Annotated in this window: 4 protein-coding genes; all 4 read left to right on the top strand. The window is 37.8% G+C overall.

Annotated elements, in window-relative coordinates; translation table 11 throughout:
- Positions 1 to 169: 169 nt before the first annotated feature.
- Positions 170 to 283: a TnpV protein gene (locus GCWU000341_RS13285; RefSeq protein ID WP_442852101.1), complete on the top strand. Its 114-nt coding sequence runs from the start codon at positions 170 to 172 to the stop codon at positions 281 to 283.
- A 118-nt stretch (positions 284 to 401) separates the two neighbouring features.
- Complete coding sequence (locus GCWU000341_RS11685; RefSeq protein WP_009216264.1) at positions 402 to 1,118, top strand: hypothetical protein; 717 nt, start codon at positions 402 to 404, stop codon at positions 1,116 to 1,118.
- A 185-nt stretch (positions 1,119 to 1,303) separates the two neighbouring features.
- Complete coding sequence (locus tag GCWU000341_RS11680) at positions 1,304 to 2,245, top strand: DUF1848 domain-containing protein (protein WP_040654385.1); 942 nt, start codon at positions 1,304 to 1,306, stop codon at positions 2,243 to 2,245.
- Positions 2,246 to 2,537: 292 nt separating this feature from the next.
- Positions 2,538 to 3,922 (top strand): IS1634 family transposase (locus tag GCWU000341_RS11675; protein ID WP_009216262.1); only part of this gene is annotated, 1,385 nt, incomplete at its 3' end.

Genomic DNA, 3,922 nt, shown 5'->3' with positions numbered 1-3,922 from the left:
ACTATGAAGCTGAGGTCAGCAAACTGGAGCAGATGATGAATAAACGGGACGAGCTTCAGAAGAAGGAACTCATGAAGGCTATTGAGGACAGCAACAGAAGCTTCGAGGAGATCATGCAGTTCCTTCAGGGGGACACCTCCGCGGGGGATTCTGAGGACGTCGAGAGTTAATTCTTAGGAAAATCACATTAAAGGCTGATAATCAGATGGAATGGGTAGCGAGAATGAACAATATACAAGCGTGTGCGAGGGAGATTGTGGATAAAGAGATGATATATGCTTAGAAATGAGATGGCAAGTTTTTAGATAGTTAATATAAATGGACTTCTTGGAGTGAATATTGTATAATGTTAATAAAATAAGATTCTAAAACTGCATACATGGAGTTGAGGAGGAAGTTTTATGATTGGAATAACGCAATATTTACAAGAAGTATATGAGGATCTGCAAAAATATGTTGATAATGATGTATGCTTATGTAAGTTTAAAAAATTAAATTTTGAGGCAGGCTCACTTCCTGATTATGAAGATATAAATATTCAACAGTTATATTTATTAAGATATGCATTTGCTTATGCGTTTGAATATAGCAGAATGTATCTGGATGTATTAGCTCAGATGGATGATGTTAATAATATTTCGGTAACATCAGTAGGATGTGGTTCGATGATAGATTATTGGTCATTGGTACATGCATTAGAAATGAAGCGTAAAATAGATTGTAGTATAAGATATGTTGGAATAGATAAAATTGACTGGAACTACAAAATTCGTCAAAGACAAAATGATGAATTACATTATTTAATTGAAAATGCGGCTGATTTTTTCACAAATAATAGTCGATTTATTTCCGATGTGTATTTTTTCCCGAAGTCAATTAGTGAGTTCTCTGATAGTGAACTGAATGTTATGGCAAATAGCTTTTCATCAAAGAAGATACAGAAAGATAGATTTTTTGTTTGTATATCACTTAGGGAAGATCAGGGAAGTATGGATAGAGATATACAAAAAACAAAATGCTTAATTGAAGCGATAGGTAAGAATGGGTTTAAAACAAAATGGCCTTATACTCAATATAATATAAATATTTTGATTGTGATAATGGCATTGTCACATTAGATAATGAGTTTCAGTATCCACCAGATGCATTGGAATTTGTGAAAAATCTAAATATAGAATGTGCGAATTATAAGATTCAAAAAATGAATTGCCAATCTGATTGTCAGAAATATTTAAGGAGATGGCCCATTTTAAAAGTAGGGCATATTAGATATCAGGTAATTATGTTTGAAAGGGTAGATTAGATGATATTAAGTGTAAGTAGAAGAACGGATATTCCTAATTATTATTCGGAATGGTTCTATAATAGAATAAAAGAAGGATTTTTATATGTTCGTAATCCTATGAATGTTCATCAGATAAGTGAAATAAAAATCACTCCAGATGTTGTAGATTGCATAGTGTTTTGGACAAAGAATCCGTTGCCAATGATAAAGAGAATAGACGAGATAAAAGATTATAATTATTATTTTCAATTTACATTAACTGGATACGGAAATGATGTTGAGGTTAATTTGCCAAATAAAAAAACAAAAATGATACCGGTATTTCAAGAGTTATCTGAGAAAATTGGTAAACAAAAAGTGATTTGGAGATACGATCCTATATTTTTTTCTGATAGATATACGAAAGAATATCATTTGAAGGCATTTAAAAGTATTGCAGAGGCTTTAAATGGATATACAGAAAAGTGCGTGATTAGTTTTGTTGATATATATCCTAAAAATAAAAAAAATATGGAAGGCTTGTCAAGTTATGAATTAAATGATAATGAACTGAGAGAATTTGCTAAGGAATTAAGCAAAATGGCAGCGGATAATAATATTAAAATTGGGAGTTGTGCAGAAAAAATAAATTTGGACGATTGTGGTATAGTTCATAATTGTTGTATAGATAGAGAATTGATTGAAAAAATTATTGGATGTAAAATCAATGTTTCCAAAGATAAAAATCAGCGGATAGAATGCGGATGTGTTGAAAGTGTTGAAATAGGTACTTATAATACATGTAAAAATGGATGTGCATATTGTTATGCTAATTATAGTTCAAAAAGCGTAGAAACAAATGCTGCCAAATATGATCCGTTGTCACCAATTCTATGTAGTCAAGTTCAAGAAGATGACAAAATATCGATTAGAAAAGTTGAATCATTAAAACAAGCACAGCTTAGTATTTTTGATATGTGAGTGCAATATTACAGAGATATGTGAGTGCAATATTACAGAGTATCTTTGGCTCCATTTTGGCTCTGAAAATTTGGAGTGGCATAAAAACGAGAGCGATTTTTGAAAAATATGGATAATAATTCATTAAAAATCATAGAAAAACAATCAGTTCAACCTACATTCCCGTGATTCCACACTAGGATATCACTGTGATAAGTGCCGCAAAGCCGCATAAATACTGATAAAATTTGGCATTTATGGTTGATTTTTAACTAGTTATGTGTTACAATACATAACTAGTAGGATCAATCCCATGGCTATGATTAAACAGCTTGATAAACGCAGTGGCATCACCTATGTTTACGAGTCAACTTCCTACTGGGACAGGGATAAAAAGCAGCCCCGTTCCAAAAGGACGCTGATCGGACGACTGGATCCGGACAGCGGAGAAGTCGTTCCGACCGATGGCCGTGGAAAACGCCGCAGCATAAAGAGCCTTAATCCTCCTGCAAAAAGAGGACCGATACCTGTTACACAGACGGAGCGGCTCTTCTTTGGTGCCACTTATTTATTCGATCGGATCGGCATCGTTACCGGCGTAACAGCGGATTTAAAGACCTGTTTTCCGCATACCTATAAACAGATCCAGTCGATCGCCTATTACCTGATCCTGGAGGATCAGAATCCGCTCTTCCGTTTTAAGAAGTGGGCCATGCTCCATAAACACCCTTACGGGAACGACATTCCCTCTCAAAGGAGTTCGGAGCTTTTCCAGTCCATTACGGAAGACGCAAAGATGCAGTTCTTCCGCCTGCAGGGAAAGCGACGGATTGAAAAGGAATACTGGGCTTATGACAGCACTTCTATATCCAGTTATTCTGAGAGCCTGAGGCAGGTCAGGTACGGCAAGAACAAGGATGGGGAAAAGCTTCCGCAGATCAATCTGGCTCTGATCTTCGGAGAAAACTCCGGCCTGCCGTTCTACTATCGTAAGCTTGCCGGAAACATTCCGGACGTCAAAACGATTCGTGAACTGCTCCGCGAACTGGATGTCCTTGGCTATGAGAAGATCAGGCTGGTCATGGACCGGGGATACTACAGTGCGGATAACATCAATGCCCTGTACAAAGAGCATCGGAAGTTTCTGTGCAGCACCTCTGCGGCGTTGAAGTTTGCGAAGGATTCCATCCGTGAAATCGGAGCAGAGAAAGACCGCTATGAACACTATAACAGTGATCTGGAGCTGTATGTCTTCTCCAGGACGATCGCATGGGATTACGAACAGGAACGGCCTTACAAAGGCGATACGATCCAGGAAGAGCGCCGCATGTATCTCCACCTGTATTTCAATCCGGATAAGTTTTCCGATGACAGTAAGGCTCTGAACAGAAAACTGGATGCCCTTAAAGCGGAACTCCTTTCCGGAAAGCGCGTACCGGAGCATGAGAAAGACTACCGGAAGTACTTTGAGGTCAAAGAGACACCCAAAAGAGGAATCTCTCTTTCCTACAAGCAGGAAGCCATAGATTCTGTCCGAGATCGATATGGATTCTTTGTCCTGATCAGCAACGAAGTAAAAGACCCGGTCACAGCACTCCGCCTGTACAGGATGCGCGATGTCATCGAAAAAGCTTTCTGGAACATCAAGGAGCGTCTGAACCTGCGCAGAACATTAACTTCTTCCGAAAGTTCACTGGA

Source organism: Oribacterium sp. oral taxon 078 str. F0262, from assembly GCF_000160135.1.
In the GTDB taxonomy this organism is placed as follows: Bacteria; Bacillota; Clostridia; order Lachnospirales; family Lachnospiraceae; genus Oribacterium.
Note: the sequence above shows the minus strand (reverse complement) of the source record. Positions and strands in the feature narration are given on the sequence as shown.